We start from the raw sequence: 16,976 nt of genomic DNA, 5'->3' as shown, positions 1-16,976 counted from the left end.
CTTAGAGCATAAAGTCGTACTTAATTTAGTCATGGATAAAGCTCCTGATGCCCATGTAAACCAATAGGCGGATAGAATGAGGTTGGACCCCTTAAGGAAGTAGGGGGCGTGGAAGAAGCCCAGTCGAGGGAGACTACAATGAAGAGAATACGAAGCAAAACAGGCAGATCAACGGGATATGTCATCCTACTTATCGCAATCATTACTACTATCGTGTGTTGGGATGAACTCGGGAGTTTGGTGAGGACAGGGAACTATGACAATCCGGATCATATGGTGGAAACCATAATGGACAAATCAGCGACTCCAGGAGTGGCTATGGTCGTATCAGAGCAGGGCAAGACCGAATTTAAGAATTTCGGATATGCAGATGTCAATCATAAGAAGAGGGTAACTGAAGAGTCATTATTTGAATTGGGATCAACGACAAAGGCATTTACGGCTTTGGCCATAATTTTATTAGAAAACGAGGGATATCTCTCTCTCTCCGACTCTATTACAGATTATATTCCTTGGTTTGAGCCAACCCTTAAAGGGGAGAAAGTGAATATGACCATTTCTCAGTTGTTAGCCCATACCAGTGGGATTCCGCCGTGGAGTATTCGGTTAATTCCAGAAGGCACAACAGGGGATTTGCTTGAAAAGACCATACATAATATTTCAGACATTGCATTAGATACGTATCCTGGGACAGCCTATCATTATGCTACCGTGAATTATGATATTTTAGCGATGATTATTGAAAAAGTTACAGGCAAACGTTATCAGGATTACCTCACTGATAGCATACTGGTCCCTTTAGGAATGAGGGATAGTTATTTTTCAACAGGGCAGGAAAAGGAATCTGATCAACTTACCCAAGGATATCGCGTGTTTTTTGGAAGAAGCATAGAATATGATGCTCCTAGATATTATGGGAATATCGCGGCAGGATATTTGGTCACGAATTCAAAAGATTTGGAACGCTGGATAAATGCCCAAATGGGGATCGGCGATATTCCAGATCATCTATTGAATGCGATCCAACAATCTCATCAAGTTGACATCAAAACCGCTGGATACGTAGATGAAAATCAATACTACTCATTCGGATGGAGCGTGGATACGAAAAGTAATGTTGTAAGTCATAATGGAGCTAATCCGAATTATTCCTCAAAGGTTATTATTGATTTAGATAAGCGGCAGGCCATATTTGTTTTGGCTAATCTGAACTCAACTGCGCCCTCGCTAATTGCTAATAATATATATGAAAATATGAATGGAAATCCTATGAGGAGATTTAGGTATGATGACGAGTATTTATTAATTGATTTGGTATTTTCATTCTTAGCCCTAATCGCAGTGGTTATCTTATGTCTTCAAGCCATTAAACTCTTTAGAGGAATTAAACTAGATCTTCATGATGAAAAGACAAGGATCAGAATAAAAACAAGAAGCAGTATCGCACTAATCTTAAAAATTATACTTTTGGTATTCGTCATGATCTGGCCTTATCTAATAAACCATAATTATTTCGTGATAGAGGTGTGGATGTCGCATTCCATATTGATTTGGATGGGACTTGCTGCGATCAGTTGCATTTTATCGATAATAATGAATATCAAGACCCTTCATGCTCTAAAGGCCTCGCGGTCGCGGCCGTTTGTCGCATAAGGCAGTGAGAGTTCGTGAATACATGAAAAGTGAGGTGCTCGGATGAGTTATAAATCTATTCTCATCGACCAATTAAACGCTTGTTATCACGATAAGAGCTGGTTTATTCCGCTTCATGATATTTTAAAGGACTTAGAAGCTACACAAGCCGCATGGGAGCACGAAAGTAAACAATCCATTTGGTCGATCGTGAATCATCTCATTTTTTGGAATGAAAAGTGGCTTGAGAGATATATTGAAGACCAAGTTGAGTTAGACAGCTTCATCAACAATGATGACACTTTTTATTTGAATCGAGATGCAATAAATGATGTTGAGTGGAAGAAAACCCTACAGAGACTTGAAACCGTCTTTTATAGCTGGAATAGAGCGCTTGAGGAGAGCGATGATCTAAAACTAACTAAAGAAATCCCTACTTATTTTCATGCTCCTTGGTGGGGAGTCGTATCAAATTTATGTATTCATAATGCCTATCATATTGGACAGATTATGCTGTTAAAAAAACAATTGAGAAGTATAGGTTGAAAGAACTGTGAGTATTCGGATAACGCCCCCGTTATATTTTGCATAAGGAGATGAACCTCATGCCCTTACCCATGGTTCATTTGAGTGTTGCCGTTAGTTACGCAGAAAAGCAGGGAATAAGTGATCCGTTGGGAACCTTTTTTCTGGGTAACCTTGCTCCGGATTCCATACATATGAGAGAGGGCATAACGAAGGAAGATAAACCCAAAACTCACTTTTTTCCAAACGAAGAGGGAGATTATTTATCTAAATTGAAGAGGTTTTATTACCCGCTAATGAATCAAAGTGAAGAATGTGATTGGAATTGGTTTGTACGAGGTTACTTTATGCACCTGATTACTGATGATTTATGGTTCCGTGAGTTGTATCCCGCGTTCGTAGAGAAATATACGAAATTAGGTCGAACGAATGAGGAAATCAGAATGCTATATTACAGAGAAACGGATCAAGCGGACTTTCATCTTTATAATCATCAGGCGTGGAGAACTGAAGTATGGGAACTATTAAAGGGCGTTAGGTCTTATGATTTTATTGATTTATTAACCTCAAATGAGATCTTGTTATGGAGAGATCGGACATTTTCGTTTTTTCAAGATCCGCTTAAAGAGCCTAAAATTAATCCCCATTTCTTCACCGATGAGATCGTGAGTACATTTGTAGACACCGCAGCTGATCGATTGGGAGATATATTCAAAGAATGGGACAAATGATGGATTCGCTATATGGAAAGGGCTGGAGAAATGGAAGCTAACCAAACATTCCCGAAAGCCACACTAATCAAATATAGATTATCAAAATCGATTTTGATCCTATTTGAATATGGAATCATCTTAGGATGTATGCATTATGGCGGAGTTCATCTGAATTTACTTATTTATATTGCGGCTTTTTTCGGCTTAGTCATAGGGACGTTTAGAAGGCCAGTAAAGAGGTCGGTAGAACTGTTCGTCACAATACCTGTTACCATCTGTTTTGGTGTAAACATCTTTATGATTCATAATGGAGAGTTAAGTATCAAAATAATTTTACTACTACTCATCGTATTCACCATTATAGGATTCGAAATCATTAGTAATAAGTTGCTAGATAAACTACGGATAAGTAATCACTAGAATCCGCGATAATATCGGCGGGAATATTCTAACGGCACCTATCGTCGATGAGTTGTCAGATGTATAATCATGAAAGAAGCTCAGACCACAAACGCCCCAGCCCAAGATAAGAGCTATCTAGGGGTGGGGTGCTTTTTTGTGAAGGGAGAGGAATTTATGACAGAAAGAATAAGCGTATCTACCGGTTCTCCATGGGAGCCCGTAGTGGGATACTGTAGAGCAATCAGAATCGGGAATGTCATAGAAGTAGCCGGGACGACTGCAATGAAAGACAACGAAATCATTGGTAAAGGCGATGCATATCTACAAACGAAACAAGCTTTAATTACAATCGAGGAAGCCTTAATAAAGCTTGGAGCAGGGATGGAAAACGTGGTGAGGACTCGAATGTATGTAACGGATATTTCGAAGTGGGAGGAGATCGGGAAAGCTCATGGAGAGTATTTCAAGGATATACGGCCGGTTGCCACAATGGTTGAAGTTAAAGGGTTAATTGATCCAGACCTATTAGTTGAGATTGAGGTACAAGCCATCGTTACGTTGTGAGAATCGAAATGAAAAGGACGTGTGGGTATGCCGCGGCTTATGGGTGATCGAATTATTTTAAGAGAATATCGCAAGGAAGATTTACAATATATGAGAGTTTGGTGCAATGATCCGGAAATCGTTGATAATCTATCCGACGTATTCTTATTTCCGCATACCGTAAATGGAACAGAACAATACTTGAACTCCATCCTTGAAGGGAATACCCAACAGAAAGGATTTGTGATTGCACACAAAGATACCGAGGAATACATTGGACAAATTGATTTATTCAAAATTGATTGGAAGAATAGATCGACGGAACTCGGAATTGTGATTGGAATAAAAAAATACCTTGGGAAGGGTTACGGTACTGAAGCCATAAAAGTATTACAGGATTTTGTGTTTAACCGATTAAACCTGAATCGATTACAGCTGGAACTTCATGATTTTAACCAAAGGGCCTATCGGTGTTATGTAAAGTGTGGCTTCAAGGAAGAGGGAAGATTAAGAGAGAAGAATTTTGTTAACGGACGGTATTCCGACACGATCTATATGAGCATTTTGAAAAAAGAATACGAAGAGTTAAATAAGCAGTAAAGCTAAACCCAGAGGCATAGATAGACGTCATCTAAGCCTCTGGGGTTCCTTCTATTTCTGCCTTTAATTGTTCAAACCAAGCTAAGTTCACCAAGTGATGGGATCGGGAATTTTCGTTCATGCGGCGGTAGAAATCGATTTTGCCGGGAACCTCCTGCGTGTTGGACAGGTATTCATCAAGGAGAGCAATTCGGGATTTCGTCTGATCGATTTGCGATTGGATGAGTTCCAGCAACTTCCCCTTCTCATATTCATCGGCAAAAAGCAGCGCTCCATAAAATTGCAGGTTCACATACTCCGATTGGGTACCGTATTTGACCATTAATTTTTCGAATTCAACCCTTCCGGACTCGGTAATTTTGAAGTTTCGGGTTTCGCGTCCGCTGGTTGAAGATTCCTGTTGAATCTGCTCAATCCAACCCTTCTCTTCCAACTGCTGCAGATTGTAATAAAACGAGCCTTTCGTGAAGTTGACAATGTACTTGTAATGGCGTTGTTCCATGAAGGCCAATAGTTCGTAACCGTGGGCGCCGGGGTTTTGGATCAGTAAGCCAAGAATGAGTAAGGGGATCAATTCTGCATCACCTTCGCCATCCGCGACTCGAATTCCGCGTACGTGATTTTGCCCAAAGCCAAATCCATGCTATGGAGATAAATCTGTTCCGTTTTTGAATAGTTGCGCTCCACTTTCAGCGATTGCTCCTCCTCCGGGAGTGGCTCCAGGACATGACACTTGTTCGAGAAAGCCTCGAAATAACGGTAGCCGAATTTGCGCTGCGAAACCGCGTCGATATGAATGCCATCCGCATTCGCGGTCAGATCTGCCGCCGTGACAAAATAACAATTCGGGTGTTCATTGGCGTAGCGCTGCAATTGCTCATTGACCTGACGATACTCTGTCGCGTGCTGTCCAAAACCGGTTTTCCCCAGGAAATCACCTAGTCCGCCAAGGATCAGCGACACTTCATCCTTTAGATTCAATTCGTGTCTCAGGGTTTCGATGATCAAAGCGAAATTCTCGTAATACGTTTCATGCAGCGAACCATAACTGTCGCTTTCCCCCTGATGCCATAGGATTCCACAGATTTCACTGGACCGCAGGGCGAAGCGGGCTTCGGACAAAGCATGTTGAAACAGGGTGCCTTCCGGGTGCCAGTCCTTTAAGGAGCTGCCGCCTTCCGCACAAGGAATCAACCCCATTTCCTCCTCGGGATGGGCTTTCGACCAGGCATCGGCAAAAGACGCCGCCAGGCTTACGCCTGAAACGGGACGGTCGTAATTGATCGGCTCTGTCATCATCTGCCATTGTCCGTTACGCAGCATTTTTATTTTTTCATTATAGATCGGATCGACTTCATGTAAAAATCCACGGCCCGCCATATTCGACTGACCTAACATTAGAAATGACTTCATCATCAGCTAACTCCTTCACATCACTACTATAGTCTAATTAGACTATGTATAGCTTAGTACATGCTTAGGCAATAGTCAAATGAATGTGGCTGGTATTGGTGAACAGATGTATAATCATGGAAGAAGCTCTGACGACAAACGCCCTAACCTAAGATAAGAGCTATCTTGGGGTGGGGCATTTTGTGTAGTAAATAGGAAGTGTTTTCAAAATGATGAGGGAGGAAGCGATTATGGAAGAAAATAAGGAAATAAAGCAACAGGAAAAACATGAAGACCTTACGGGCATAACGTGTATCTATGTACCGGTGAGAGATGTTTACGAGTCCATTCTAGATGGTAACATATGGTAGGTCTGGCAACCCTAATGAGTACACGAATCGACGTTGAGACGATCAAGTGAGCAGTTACTTTAGCCTAAGGAGGGGATCTCTTAGAAGAATGGAATGCAACCTATCAAATGTTGCACACAGTAAAGGAATATATCGATGTTAGATACCATCCGGACGGATATAATATCGGCTGGAATTGTGGAGCGGTAGGAGGGCAACATATTTTCCACGCCCATCTCCATGTTATTCCAAGGTTCAGGGATGAACCGATGGCTGGTAAAGGAATAAGATATCTATTTAAAAGCGAAAGGAATAAGAGGAGCTAAGGTGATGTTATTTTTCGAGAAAACAAACAAGCTGTCCAATGTCCTACTTACCCTATTTGTGCTGTTTCTCATTCTATCTCTCATCTTCGCAAGCAGCCAGTTCACGGAAGTTCTCTCGTATAATTTCACCAATGATCTGAGAGGAACCGTTTGGATGATCGTTTGTTTTGTGATTTCTGTTTCTTCGTTAATTGCAGGAGTAGCCCTGAAGGTTATGAAAAAAGAAGCTAACTATGAAATGAAAAGACTTGAAGAAAGAATGAGGGGAAGTCAGCCTTAGATAAGAACGTGATTACATATATCTATCGGGAATCTTGACTGGAGAGGATTTGTTAAAAAAGTATATTGAGATTGGGATCGAATAGTTAAGAATGATATTTATCGCCCGGAGGTACCTCATGAATCTTTTCAAAAAACTCTATAGAATCTTGAAATGGCTTGCGATCCTTATCTTATTCCTTCTTGTTGTTCTTGGTCCCTTTGCCGGAAATTTTCTCGTCATTCACGAAAATCCTCAAAAATCAGATGTCATCATCGTTCTCAGTGGTGGGAGCAATAACTTAAACATTGGGATTGAATTGTATGAACAGAAGTATGCTCCCCAAATCATGGTATCTAACGCCCTTGATTATGATACAATTGGCACAATGGAAAAAAGAAAAATACCGTCCACGTCCGTTATTTTCGAAACAAAGGCAGACAGCACGTATACAAATGCCATCTATACCAAAGATTTGATGATCAAGCACCGGTTAAACTCCGCAATCATTGTAACCCCTGATTACCATATGCGCAGAGTCAAATATCATTTTGACAAGGTGTATAAAGGGACAGGGATTACGTTTACGTACACTTCCGTAGAAACTCAAACCTTTCATCCTCATCAATGGTGGCTCGACAACAATAGTAGAAGGATTGTGATTAACGAATACATCAAATTCGTTGGGAATATCCTTGGGTTTGAAGGAAATGAATACAAAAAACTACTTTTTTTGATCAATCTTAGCCGATAAGAATTATCATAATCCATTGAATGGAGGGTAAGCATGAATAAGGACTTAGTTTCTATTGAGCTACACAATAAGAAGAAGCGGAAAAGCAGGTGGATTTGGATTCCGATTGTGATATTGCTAGTCTTGCTTGGCAGTGGAATCTACATCGGGTCTAAAATGATGTCTTATCAGTATGTCCCGCTTGATGCTACAGATGAAGAGTTAGGGATTCAATCGATTTCGCGTCCAAAGAGCACAACAGATCCAAAGTCATCGCCTTCCCATTCTCCCCTCTCTAACGAAGGAGAAATAGTAAGCATCGCGCTATTCGGCCTAGACAACCGTGACGTGAATAAGAGGGGGCGCTCGGACACCATGATTATTCTTACACTTGATTTTCAATTACAGAAAGTGAAGTTGATTTCGTTAATGAGAGATCTTTGGGTTCCCATTGATGCTCACGGCTTCGCCAAACTGAATGCCGCATATGCCTATGGCGGTCCCAAGCTGGCCATCAAGACGATCAATCAAGTTTTTGGTACAGATATTCGAGATTATATTTCCGTGAATTTCTTTGTGATGGAAAAAGTGATTGATTCGATTGGTGGAATCCAGATCGACATAAAGCCGGAGGAAGTAATCGTAATGAATCAATATATTAACGAAATCTCTTCCCTTCAAAAGAAGGAGCCAGCTCATTTAACAAACAATGGAATCCAAACTCTAAACGGAATTCAGGCAGTCGCCTATTCACGGGTGCGATACGTCGGGAATGGCGATTTTGAGCGGACGGAACGTCAACGCCGGGTACTGAAGGCGATTGAAGAGAAGATGAATGCCATGGGTGCCGCTAAGATTCCCTCGCTTCTTATGCAAATAATGCCGGATGTCGAAACAAGCTTGAGTCGATCCGAGCTTTTATCGCTCGGTTATCAATATTTTCAGGATGGACCTATGGTAACCGAAGAGGAGCGCTTCCCGATCGACGGATCTTGGAAAGCGGGGAGAAGCTCAGGCGCCTGGATTATGGAGGTTGATTTGGAGAAAATAAAAGAACAAGCTCAGCATTACATCTATGAAGATGTAAAACCAAGCTTGTCACGGTAATTCAATTCATGGATCTTTCAGCCCGGATGAAGGCGATAAATCGCTTTGCTTCTTCTGGCGTTAATTCCTTGCCATCAATAGTAAGCGTAAACTTCTCCAAAATATGGCCGTCCGAAAGCTCCAGACTATCCGCGAATTCCTGGAGTTTACCCTGGGATTCATGTGGGATATCCTCGTCACGTCCAAGCAAATAATCGACCGATACCTGAAAGAAATCGGCGATTTTACGAAGCGTAGTGTAATTAGGTTTTCTTCTGTTCTTCTCGTAATGCGACAAGACAGCACGGGAAATCTGCAGTTGAAGGGCCAATTCTTCTTGCGTTAGCTTTCTCTGCTCTCTCAAAGCCGAAATTCGTTCACCACAATTGTTCATAAATATTCCCTCAAATCTTTGTTGTTAAAATATTCTTACCCGATACGAATTTTCTTGAAACCAGACAAATCCAAAAAACACGCTTGACATGATACAGTTTGTAGCATAAATTTAAGTTATATAGCAGAATGCTGCTAATCGTATCATGCGCTTTTTGGGACTTTGAGATGAGGTTTGATGAAGCTAATAGAACAACTATCATCGTGAGCTTGTTGGGCAATATTAGCTTAACGTAATTGCACTTTTATAATAATCTATTCTATATTAAATTTCACTGGAAAGCCAATGAATTTATCCAATAATTTCTAAAAAAATATTTCGAAAATGATCTAAGCGAGGCTGTGAAAAAGTGAGCGCTATTACCGGAATTCTTAATTATGATACATCCGATACTCATCGAAGTGATGCTGAAGCACTGATGCAGGCTTTGCAGAAATACCCTGCCGATCAGGTACAAACTTGGTTTGATGAGAATACCTTTTTCGGTTGTCTCGCCCAATGGGTTACTCCTGAATCCACGCTTGAAATATTGCCTTATTACGACTCCGAACGAAGACTTTCGATCACGGCAGATGCCATCATTGACAACCGTACCGAGTTATTTAACCTGCTGCAATTAGAGCATAAGCGGCGAAAAAGCATGACTGACAGCGAACTGATTTTACTCGCTTACCATAAGTGGGGAGAGGATACGCCAAAGTATCTGGTCGGAGATTTTGCCTTTATGATATGGGACCAAAGGCATGAAAAGCTTTTTGGTGCGAGGGATTTTTCCGGAACCCGAACGCTTTATTTTTACAGGGACCCCTATCGATTCGCCTTCTGTACTGTGATCAAGCCTCTACTTACACTTCCCTACATAGACAAGGGGCTGAACGAGCAGTGGATCGCCGAATTTCTGGCTATTCCGATTACCACCGATGCGGTAGATATAACATCTACGGTCTATAAGCGGATTGAACAGGTTCCTCCTTCCCATACCATCACGGTAATGAATGGGAAGGTTGCATTCAGAAGGTACTGCACCATTGAGACGGGGGAGAAGTTACGGTTATCATCGGACGGGGAGTATGAAGAGGCATTTCGCGAAGTCTTTCAAGAGGCCATACACTCTCGAATCCGGACTCATCGTACGGTTGGCGCCCAATTAAGCGGAGGATTGGATTCCGGCTCGGTCGTCAGTTTTGCCGCCAAGGCGCTGCAGGCCCAGAATAAACAGCTTCATACCTTCAGTTATGTGCCCGTCGAAGACTTCGATGATTGGACACCGAAAAGCCGAGTTGCCAATGAAAGACCTTTTATCCGTTCCACCGTGCAATACGTTGGAAACATTGCCGATCATTATTTGGATCTTCAGGGGAAAAGCCCACTATCTGAGGTGGATGATTGGCTTGATACATACGAGATGCCTTTTAAATTTTTTGAAAACGCCTATTGGATCAAGGGGATTTATGAGTCCGCCCGGCAGCACGGAGTAGGCATGCTGTTAAATGGACAGAGAGGCAACTGGACGATATCGTGGGGGCCTTGTCTGGATTATATGGCTGTTTTGCTGAAAAAAATGAATTGGCACCGGTTTTATAACGAGCTGAAGCTTCATAGCAATGTCGTAGGCGTAAGACGATCGAAGCTTCTCCCGGTTATCGCAAGAAAAGCCTTTCCCTTTGTTCAACATCTATCCGTAAATCATGAAGATCCATTCCCACAGTTGATCAATCCGGAGTTTGCTAGAAAAATGAATGTGTTCGAAAAATTGCAGCAGCACAACATCGATGTCTCGGGGACTTATCGCTCTAATGCCTATGAGATCCGAAAGAGACAATTTGAGAAGTTATATTTCTGGAACATTAACGGAACATTCGGAACGAAGATGTCACTGCGTTACTCCTTGTGGGAACGAGATCCCACTAATGATTTACGGGTCATCAAGTTTTGTTTATCCGTCCCGGAAGATCAATTCGTTAAGAACGGCGTAGGCAGATCACTGATAAGGAGATCCATGAAGAATCATTTACCTGACGAGGTTAGGATGAACGTGAAGACCCGCGGTGTCCAGGGAGCTGACGGAATCCACCGGATGAAACCTAGCTGGGATCTATTCATGGAGGAACTTCAGCGGGTTAGCACGGATGAGGAAATAGCCCCTTTCATTAACACCAGCTTGGTTAAGGAAGTGGTAGCTAAGTTTCAGTCAGGCCCCGAATCCAGTCATATCTTCGGCGACGATTTTAAAATCGCCATGCGAAGTTTGATTTTTTACAGATTTATCAAGAAGTATACGTAACTTACTTATAACTCTGGAGAGGGGGTGAGAAGATGAAGCAAGTATGGGAAACGCCAGAATTGGAAGTGCTCGACGTGAAAATGACCTTGGCTGGTCCAGGTAGATCGATCCCTGACGCGGTGCAGCCAGATGAAGATGATGTGGTCAATTACAGCTAATTTCTGCAATTTTTATTATCATCAAAAGCCCTTATACATTTTGATGGTGTATAAGGGCATTTTATTGTTGAGTTGGAGTGAAGCAAATGATCCTGACGAAACAAATGGCCGCTTATAAAGCTTTCGGATTAACCATATCTAGCGATATTTTGTTTCCTGAATTGCAAGGGCAGCAATGTCAAGATGTCGATCAAGCCGATATTTCGATCCGAATTGCTGATTTGTCTGGGTTATGGGACAAGATCGAGGGAGAGGAGAAGACACTTGTCGTAAGGGAAGATATCGTGATGTTTAAACTGCCCGATATAGGTATCTTTTGTATTCAAGAGGGTGACATGATCCAGTTTACCCCTGCTCACGGATCGGATCCGAATCAAGTGCGCTTGTATCTGCTTGGTACCTGTATCGGCGTAATCTTGCTGCAGCGAAGAATCCTCCCGCTTCACGGGAGCGCAATTGCTATCAACGGGAAGGCGTATGCTGTAGTCGGAGAATCTGGAGCCGGCAAATCTACGCTGGCTACCGTTCTGTTAAATCGCGGTTATCAGCTTTTGAGTGATGACGTTATTCCGGTGATGTTTACGGAGGATGATATGCCTCTGGTGATGCCGTCCTACCCGCGGCAAAAGCTGTGGCAGGAGAGCATGAGTCAGCTAGGGATGAAGAGCGAAGATTATCAGCCTTTGTTCGAGAGAGAAACGAAGTTTTCCATACCCGTTGCTTCGCAGTTCTATCCCGATCCGTTACCGATTGCTGGTATTTTTGAACTTGTCAAGAACCAGGGGGATCAGCTTGGTTTTGAGCGGATCCAAGGCATTGAACGAATATCGGTCTTGTCTCGCCATACCTACCGAAAGTCGGTTATCGCTCCTTTAGGGTTAAAGGAGTGGCATTTTAAGACATCCGTCCATCTAATTAATCGGATTAATCTTTTCCGGCTGATCAGACCGATTACCAGCTTTACGGCACATGAGTTGGCGGATTCCATCCTTTCCGAAATCCATCGGGATGCGATGCCTTTAAAGTGAATTCGGCCCTTGTACGGTACATCCGATTAGGGTCTATTTTTTTTGTTCCTACAACAAATCACCGATTATACGACAAAATTAAAAAGTTAATCTTGACATTGATACAAATAGTATCATAAATTAATATCAACTGTTATGATACAAAATGTATCTAAGAGAAGGAGTGAATCCATAAATGGGGAATGATCTGATGGCAAAAGGCAACACGATTTTTCAACGAAGCGGTTACCTGGTCAGCGACATGGATGGGGACAAAGTCATGATGGGCATCGATACAGGGAAGTATTATAACCTAGGTAAAGTGGGCGGGAGAATCTGGGAACTGGTGTCTACGCCGGTGACGGTAACTCAGCTTGTGGACGCCCTTGCCTCCGAGTATGACATTGATCGGGAGCTTTGCGAAGAGCAGGTTATCTCGTTTCTGACGCGGTTATCTCAAGAAAATCTAATTCACATTGAAGAAGCAAGCGTATAAATCGATGTGGAAGCAGGTATGGAAGTGGATTCGTTCCCCCCAAGTTAAGCGGAAGCTCTTTTTAGAGGCCTTCTTTTTCTTAGCATGGGCGCGTATCTTGAAGAGTTTACCCTTCTCCAGAGTAGCTCCGACCTTAGGCACCCCAATGGTGGAAACGCCTCTAGCTAATGATCCAAGGAATGCGCCGATCTTAAGAGAAATCTCCTCTGCCGTTTGCAAGATGAGCCGTCATACGATTTGGGAAAGCGCATGTATGGTCAGGGCGGTAGCCGCCATGAAGATGCTGGAACGGAGAGGTATAGAATCAACGTTATACTTAGGAACCTCTAAGGACCATTCAGGCAAAATGATTGCCCACGCATGGCTGCGAAGTGGCCCAATTTATCTTACAGGATTCGAGGAAATGAAGAAGTTCACGGTTGTTGCAAAATTCGGAAAACAATTGAAATCCAATCAGAGTCGAGAAACCGTAAAGAACCAGGAAATTGTGGGTTAGTCCGTATAAGAGGAGAATCAATGAAAAATATTTTACTATTCATAAGAAAAATGTATGATTTTGCAGGCATCAAATTGGTCATCAATTTACTCAGCATGATCATGATTAGCCTGCTTGACGGGATCGGTATCTTTCTGCTTGTACCCATGCTTGGTTTAATCGGAATCTTTCAACTGTCTACGGAAGAATATTCGTTTTTCGCCATTTTCGATACCGTGTTGAAGGGGATCCCAGAGACGTATCAACTTATCGTTATTTTAGGGAGCTTTAGTGTTATCATTGCGGCGCAGGCCTTGTTTCAGAAGTATCAGTCTGTATTGGATGCCAAGATTCAACAGGGTTTTATGCGAAACATCAGATTAGATATTTATCAGGCTCTGCTAAAGGCAAACTGGGTTTTCCACCTAAAACGAAGGAAGTCTGATTTTCAGCATATCCTGACCTCTGAACTAGGTAGAGTGAATCAGGGGACGACTCTTTTTTTACGGCTGCTCACATCCATGACTTTTATGGCGATTCAGATCGGCATCGCGCTCTGGTTATCTTATAAGATTACCCTGTTGGTCCTCTTGTGCGGGATCTTGCTGGCGTTGATATCGCGAACGTTTATTCAATATTCTCGTGAATACGGAAACCAAACCACCGAGCTGGCAAAACGTTATTACGCCGGGATCAATGATCAGTTTAACGGAATTAAAGATATCAAGAGCAACATGCTTGAACGGTCGCAAATATCCTGGTTCCGTAAATTGAATCGTGACATCGAAACCAATGTCATTAAGCAAATGAGAATGCAATCGAATTCCCAGTTATTATATAAAGTTTCTTCGGCCATTCTAATCGGGGTATTCATTTATATATCCTTAAATGTATTCCAAGCGCAGACCGGCCAGCTAATGATTATTATCATTCTTTTTTCACGGTTATGGCCCAAATTTACAAGCATTCAGTCCAACATGGAACAAATGGCATCGGTGATACCTTCTTTTAAAAACTTGGTCGAATTGCAGCAAGAATGTGAAAGTGCCATTGAAACGATAGCTTTGGAACATCACCACAATAATCAGAGTCCGTTGCGGATTACGGAAGGCATCGAGTGTCGCAACTTATTTTTCCGATATGATCAGAACGGTCAAATGTATGCTCTGAATAATGTGAGCCTGTTTGTTCCTGCCAACGAGATGACGGCGATTGTCGGAAAATCCGGAGCTGGCAAAAGCACCTTAATCGATACGTTGATGGGCCTGATATGGCCTGAGAGCGGGCAAGTACTCGTTGACGGAACCCCGCTTACGGATGAAATGGTGCTGTCTCTGAGACAATCAATTGGTTATGTTTCGCAGGACCCCTTCCTATTCCATACAACTATTAGGGATAACCTCTTGATCATGAATCCGGATGCAAGCGAAGACGATATATGGGATGCATTGAAGCTATCCGCGGCGGATGAATTTATTAAACGGCTTCCGCAAGGTTTGGATACCGAAGTCGGTGATCGTGGTGTCAGATTATCCGGAGGCGAAAGGCAACGTTTGGTATTAGCAAGAACCATCCTACGAAAGCCTTCAATTCTAATACTTGATGAACCGACAAGCTCTTTAGACGTCGAAAACGAAAAGAGAATCCAGGACGTCCTTAACCGTCTTAAAGGGGAGATGACCATCATTGTCATTGCACATCGGTTATCGACGATTCGAAACGCGGATCAAGTGGTTGTGTTGGAAAATGGAAAGGTCATACAGGAGGGAGGTTACCAGCAGCTTTCTCAAGAAGCGAGTGGCGTATTTGGCAGGTTATTGAAATATCAAACAGAGCTGAATGTGCAATCATAGAATCTAAATGAATGCGCTTTCGATGAAATGTGACAAAATTTAAAAAAATTTACTTGACACGATACAAACTGTATCGTAAAGTCAAATTATAAATCTAAATGATACTATTAGTATCACAAGGCTGAAATGGTCAAGAGCAGCTTAACTGGAAGGAAAGCGTGAAATGATCGATATTCACTGTCATATTCTACCTGGCTTGGATGATGGATCTAAGGATATAGACCAATCGATCGAGATGGCCATGCAAGCAGAAGCACAAAGAGTACGGAGTATCATAGCCACTCCCCATCATGCGAATGAGTTTTATCGGAATGAGTCGGATCAAGTTCTTCGTGCTATTAAGCGCTTAAATGAGACTCTGTTTCAGCGGAATATCTCTTTGCACATCCTTCCTGGTCAAGAAATTCGTGTCTATGGTGAAATTCTCAATGATTACCGGGAAGGGAGATTGCTTACTTTAGCGGGCAGTAGATATTTGCTGCTTGAGTTGCCTACGATGCAAACTCCGGTTCAAGTCTTGAACTTAATTGATCAACTACGAAAGCTGGGGTTAGTTCCGATTATCGCTCATCCAGAACGAAACTTCGCCATTTTTCAAAATCCGAAGCGGTTATCCGAACTAGTCGAGCGGGGGGCATTAAGCCAATTAACGGCACACTCGATCGCGGGCAAAAGGGGGAAGAAGCTTCAAGAATTTTGTTTGGATCTGTGCAGGCAGCATTTGATTCATTTCATTGCTTCCGATGCGCATAACGTATCTAACCGTGGATTCACACTCAGTGAAGCATACGAGGCGGTGGATCGAACACTGGGAAAGGAATATCGAAATTATTATATGGAGAATTCGGAAAAGCTGGTGGAAGACCTTCCCATCGAAAAGTTAATGCTTGAAAAACCAAAAAAGAAATTCTTTTTCTTTCATTAATGAATGTTTAGCAATTAATAACTATGCGAGAGGAAGATTATGCTCATGAGGGATTCATCATTGGAGTTGGACCTTAAGGATTATGCCGCAATTGTATGGAAAAGAAAGTGGCTTATCGCAGTTTGCGTAATTGTCGGATGTTTGGCTGCAGGTTTATATAATTACTTTTTTACGAATCCCAATTTTATAGCAAGCTCCAAGATCATCGTGAATCAATCGAAAGAAAGTAAGGATTTAGCAGGTCAGCTTAGCATTAATGAGGTCAACTTAAATATACAGCTGGTAAATACATACAAGGAAATCATAAAGACTTACGCGGTCATGGACCGGGTTGCACAACAGCACCCTGAGTTAGGACTTACGGCGGAACAATTAATTGGAAGAATTCAAGTCGGAACGGTCAATGATTCGCAAGTGATGACTTTAGCGATACAAGATCAATCGTATGATAATGCCATCAATACGGTGAACGCCGTGGCAGCTGTATTTAAAGAAACGATACCAACGATTATGAGCGTTGACAATGTAGAGATTCTGAGTGAAGCGAAAATTGCGTATGACGTTTCTCCAAACCCGCTTAAGTTTATTATAGTTGGACTTATTGCAGCGCTTATCATTTCCGTCGGAATGTCATTCCTCCTTGAATATCTGGATGATACCGTGAGAAGCGAAGCCGATATTGCAGGGCTGCTTGGAGTACCTACGTTTGCCGCTGTACCTGTGATTACAAGAAAGGACTTGATTTCACGGCAAGAAAAACGAAGCAAACCTGAAGCGGAGGGGGCTACTTATGCGACAGTCAATTCATAAATACCCATTGATC

The 16,976-nt window shown here is 42.3% G+C and carries 19 protein-coding genes and 1 pseudogene; 17 read left to right on the top strand and 3 right to left on the bottom strand.

Annotated elements, in window-relative coordinates; translation table 11 throughout:
- Window positions 1-108: 108 nt before the first annotated feature.
- From MJ257_RS08535 to MJ257_RS08515, 5 genes are all read left to right on the top strand, one after another.
- Window positions 109-1,653, top strand: coding sequence for a serine hydrolase domain-containing protein (locus MJ257_RS08535; RefSeq protein ID WP_240268849.1), 1,545 nt, complete (start codon window positions 109-111; stop codon window positions 1,651-1,653).
- A 42-nt stretch (window positions 1,654-1,695) separates the two neighbouring features.
- Window positions 1,696-2,178, top strand: coding sequence for a DinB family protein (locus MJ257_RS08530; RefSeq protein ID WP_240268848.1), 483 nt, complete (start codon window positions 1,696-1,698; stop codon window positions 2,176-2,178).
- A 59-nt stretch (window positions 2,179-2,237) separates the two neighbouring features.
- Window positions 2,238-2,888, top strand: coding sequence for a hypothetical protein (locus tag MJ257_RS08525; RefSeq protein WP_240268847.1), 651 nt, complete (start codon window positions 2,238-2,240; stop codon window positions 2,886-2,888).
- Between the two features lie 558 nt (window positions 2,889-3,446).
- Complete coding sequence (locus MJ257_RS08520) at window positions 3,447-3,836, top strand: RidA family protein (RefSeq protein WP_240268853.1); 390 nt, start codon at window positions 3,447-3,449, stop codon at window positions 3,834-3,836.
- A 27-nt stretch (window positions 3,837-3,863) separates the two neighbouring features.
- On the top strand, window positions 3,864-4,415 hold the full coding sequence (locus MJ257_RS08515) for a GNAT family N-acetyltransferase (protein ID WP_240268846.1): 552 nt from the start codon (window positions 3,864-3,866) through the stop codon (window positions 4,413-4,415).
- A gap of 31 nt (window positions 4,416-4,446) precedes the next feature.
- On the opposite strand, the gene MJ257_RS08510 is transcribed toward MJ257_RS08515, so the two are convergent.
- Together MJ257_RS08510 and MJ257_RS08505 are read right to left on the bottom strand one after the other, a co-directional pair.
- The gene (locus MJ257_RS08510; RefSeq protein WP_240268845.1) at window positions 4,447-4,989 is read right to left on the bottom strand and encodes a PadR family transcriptional regulator; all 543 of its coding nucleotides are present in this window, start codon (window positions 4,987-4,989) and stop codon (window positions 4,447-4,449) included.
- A complete protein-coding gene (locus tag MJ257_RS08505) occupies window positions 4,986-5,831 on the bottom strand; it encodes a sialate O-acetylesterase (RefSeq protein WP_240268844.1) in 846 nt (281 codons plus the stop codon). Before MJ257_RS08505 ends, MJ257_RS08510 begins: the two co-directional genes overlap by 4 nt.
- Before the next feature lie 430 nt (window positions 5,832-6,261).
- Between MJ257_RS08505 and MJ257_RS08500 the strand changes: the two are divergent.
- From MJ257_RS08500 to MJ257_RS08485, 4 genes and pseudogenes are all read left to right on the top strand, one after another.
- Window positions 6,262-6,483, top strand: a pseudogene (locus MJ257_RS08500) (HIT family protein); the annotation flags it as partial.
- Between the two features lie 4 nt (window positions 6,484-6,487).
- Window positions 6,488-6,763 carry a hypothetical protein gene (locus MJ257_RS08495; RefSeq protein WP_240268842.1) on the top strand — a complete coding sequence of 92 codons (276 nt, stop codon included), beginning with the start codon at window positions 6,488-6,490 and terminating at the stop codon, window positions 6,761-6,763.
- A 118-nt stretch (window positions 6,764-6,881) separates the two neighbouring features.
- Window positions 6,882-7,496 (top strand): YdcF family protein, encoded by a 615-nt coding sequence (locus MJ257_RS08490; protein WP_240268841.1) that lies wholly within the window; start codon window positions 6,882-6,884, stop codon window positions 7,494-7,496.
- A 33-nt stretch (window positions 7,497-7,529) separates the two neighbouring features.
- Window positions 7,530-8,582 (top strand): LCP family protein, encoded by a 1,053-nt coding sequence (locus tag MJ257_RS08485; RefSeq protein WP_240268840.1) that lies wholly within the window; start codon window positions 7,530-7,532, stop codon window positions 8,580-8,582.
- 1 nt (window position 8,583) lies between these two features.
- Here MJ257_RS08485 and MJ257_RS08480 read toward each other — a convergent pair whose 3' ends face one another.
- Complete coding sequence (locus MJ257_RS08480; protein ID WP_240268839.1) at window positions 8,584-8,955, bottom strand: helix-turn-helix domain-containing protein; 372 nt, start codon at window positions 8,953-8,955, stop codon at window positions 8,584-8,586.
- A gap of 349 nt (window positions 8,956-9,304) precedes the next feature.
- Between MJ257_RS08480 and MJ257_RS08475 the strand changes: the two genes are divergently transcribed.
- The 8 genes from MJ257_RS08475 to MJ257_RS08440 all read left to right on the top strand — a co-directional run bounded on the left by MJ257_RS08475 (window position 9,305) and on the right by MJ257_RS08440 (window position 16,963).
- Window positions 9,305-11,239, top strand: a complete 1,935-nt coding sequence (locus tag MJ257_RS08475) for an asparagine synthase-related protein (protein WP_240268838.1) — start codon at window positions 9,305-9,307, stop codon at window positions 11,237-11,239.
- Window positions 11,240-11,271: 32 nt separating this feature from the next.
- Complete coding sequence (locus MJ257_RS08470; RefSeq protein ID WP_240268837.1) at window positions 11,272-11,397, top strand: paeninodin family lasso peptide; 126 nt, start codon at window positions 11,272-11,274, stop codon at window positions 11,395-11,397.
- A gap of 86 nt (window positions 11,398-11,483) precedes the next feature.
- A complete protein-coding gene (locus MJ257_RS08465; protein WP_240268836.1) occupies window positions 11,484-12,425 on the top strand; it encodes a phosphoenolpyruvate carboxykinase (ATP) in 942 nt (313 codons plus the stop codon).
- 175 nt (window positions 12,426-12,600) lie between these two features.
- A complete protein-coding gene (locus tag MJ257_RS08460; RefSeq protein WP_240268835.1) occupies window positions 12,601-12,900 on the top strand; it encodes a lasso peptide biosynthesis PqqD family chaperone in 300 nt (99 codons plus the stop codon).
- A gap of 4 nt (window positions 12,901-12,904) precedes the next feature.
- Window positions 12,905-13,396, top strand: coding sequence for a lasso peptide biosynthesis B2 protein (locus MJ257_RS08455; RefSeq protein WP_240268834.1), 492 nt, complete (start codon window positions 12,905-12,907; stop codon window positions 13,394-13,396).
- Window positions 13,397-13,416: 20 nt separating this feature from the next.
- On the top strand, window positions 13,417-15,228 hold the full coding sequence (locus MJ257_RS08450) for an ABC transporter ATP-binding protein (protein WP_240268833.1): 1,812 nt from the start codon (window positions 13,417-13,419) through the stop codon (window positions 15,226-15,228).
- A gap of 163 nt (window positions 15,229-15,391) precedes the next feature.
- A complete protein-coding gene (locus MJ257_RS08445) occupies window positions 15,392-16,153 on the top strand; it encodes a tyrosine-protein phosphatase (protein WP_240268832.1) in 762 nt (253 codons plus the stop codon).
- A gap of 45 nt (window positions 16,154-16,198) precedes the next feature.
- On the top strand, window positions 16,199-16,963 hold the full coding sequence (locus MJ257_RS08440; RefSeq protein ID WP_240268831.1) for a YveK family protein: 765 nt from the start codon (window positions 16,199-16,201) through the stop codon (window positions 16,961-16,963).
- Window positions 16,964-16,976: the final 13 nt, after the last annotated feature.

The organism is Paenibacillus timonensis (assembly GCF_022427145.1).
GTDB lineage: Bacteria > Bacillota > Bacilli > Paenibacillales > Paenibacillaceae > Fontibacillus > Fontibacillus timonensis.
Note: the sequence above shows the minus strand (reverse complement) of the source record. Positions and strands in the feature narration are given on the sequence as shown.